Below are 1,830 nucleotides of genomic sequence, written 5' to 3'. Positions count from 1 at the left end.
CATGCCGGTGTTCAGCAGATAGGCGATCTCGAGTGTGTCCGGCTGAATCGAGAGCGGTGAGTTGATGCCTCGACAGGTGACGATCATCTGAATCGGTAACCTGGCGCCAGCCCACATCGGGAAGTTCTCCATGGCACGCATAGTGCCCGGTCCTGCTGTCGTCGTGAACACTCGAGCTCCGCCAAACGCGGAACCTGCGCATTGTGACATGACGGCAAATTCGCTCTCGCCGCGAAAATAGTCTCCGATATAGCCTTCAGCGAATAATTCGCCGATCAATGCAGCGGCTTCACTCTGTGGTGTGATCGGATACGCAATCATGACATCGCAGCTTGCCCGACGGAGAGCTTCCTTGATGACTTCGCTGCCCGTGAAGACTGCAGGCGTACGCGGAGCCTCATTCATCATTTTCCAGGTATCTGTATAGGTCTGACCTTTTTTATTTTGTGTTCCGATAACTGATTTTATTTCTGCCATGGACTCCGCCTCCTTTCACACTCGCGGATTTCAAACGGTTAATTCGAAACCCCATTATTGGCTGATGCTAGCCGTGGTTGGACGGTCCCTTTCAATCGCTTTATGGTGTCGGCCAATCGCATGATTTTTTCGACTGATGCATCACGGAATGAAAGCATGGCGTCTTCATGGCCGGCCTGCGCGCACATGGCGATAGTGTAGCAGGATGTTCCCCCACGAATAATCTTTAGCGACAAATTGGCTTGGTGGCAATGTACGCCGATAAATATGCAGCAGTCGATTTTGTTGTGCCAGATCGTCAAATTTGGATGATTGGGATTGATCTCGATTTCAGGATTAATTTTTGGATATTTGGGGCGGTAGTCTGGCATAGGAATCAGCATCGGTTTTTGGCCGGGCTGAACACATTCGATGAGCGTATTAAAAAGATGCCGGATCGCCGTGGCTTTCTTGGCGGCCTTTTCGTTCCATGCCCACAACACGAGAGGGCCTGGGAAGATTGTCGGTACTTTCGCCATTAAGAATTGACGTGCGGCTTCTTCATAAGCCTTTTCTTCAGAAGTGATCACGCCATTGATATGGGCTTCTCCTGGATTCGGCAAGCGGATTCCCATGCTTGCGGCGGCCGGGGGGAGAAAGTGTTCTGGTCCTGGAAGCACACGATAGTCACTCATCACAACCTACACTCCGGGAAATTTTGGTTGATGAAAACGATGGTTTTTCACGCACTTGATTCTCTGAGACACTCTAAGCTCTTTCTCTACTTTTGTTCAAGATCACAGAAGGCCCACCGCAAGGAGCTTTCGGGTCACTATATTGGTAGATAGCTAGGTCCTTTGACCGTATCGCGCCATTGGGAGGGTCACAGTGTCGACCAATCAGGCCCACCGCATTATAGGTGTCGATCTTTTGGATTGTCAAATGAGCATACGGGATTATGACGTGGGAGAAGGGCGGAGTGGAGCGCGTTAACGCGCGAGAGCTTTGCTGGTATCAATTAGGCACGCGTGGTTAGAAATGCTACTACGGAAGCTGCTCGCAGGCAGCTGTTGCCCCGAGTATGCACGCACGTTCGAGGTCATCTTTTGCCAAATGCCCTTGCAGTTCTTCTTGGTAAAGTGCGGCTCTCGCGAGCAAGGCTTGCCTATCAGTGGGGTCGGCTCGCAGGATCGCACTAAGGTCATCGATTGCTTGGGTCGGCCGACTCAACTTCTTGAGGATATCGCTCCTGAGTAAATAGGCTTCTCTCTGATAGAGAATCCAACTGTCAGGAGTTTTCGGAGGCAGGCACTTTTGCACGGCTGTAAGGGCAGATGACCACTGCTTCAAGGAAACTAATTTGCGAGCCTCGTC

Annotated in this window: 1 protein-coding gene and 2 pseudogenes; all 3 read right to left on the bottom strand. The window is 51.2% G+C overall.

Annotated elements, in window-relative coordinates; genetic code table 11:
* A pseudogene (locus ACOSYY_RS19965) lies at positions 1–477 on the bottom strand (ferredoxin oxidoreductase); the annotation flags it as partial.
* A gap of 38 nt (positions 478–515) precedes the next feature.
* Positions 516–1,151, bottom strand: coding sequence for a carbon monoxide dehydrogenase beta subunit family protein (locus tag ACOSYY_RS19960; protein ID WP_421664712.1), 636 nt, complete (start codon positions 1,149–1,151; stop codon positions 516–518).
* A 349-nt stretch (positions 1,152–1,500) separates the two neighbouring features.
* Positions 1,501–1,830, bottom strand: a pseudogene (locus ACOSYY_RS19955) (hypothetical protein); the annotation flags it as partial.

This window comes from Nitrospira sp. BLG_2, assembly GCF_049222245.1.
Note: the sequence above shows the minus strand (reverse complement) of the source record. Positions and strands in the feature narration are given on the sequence as shown.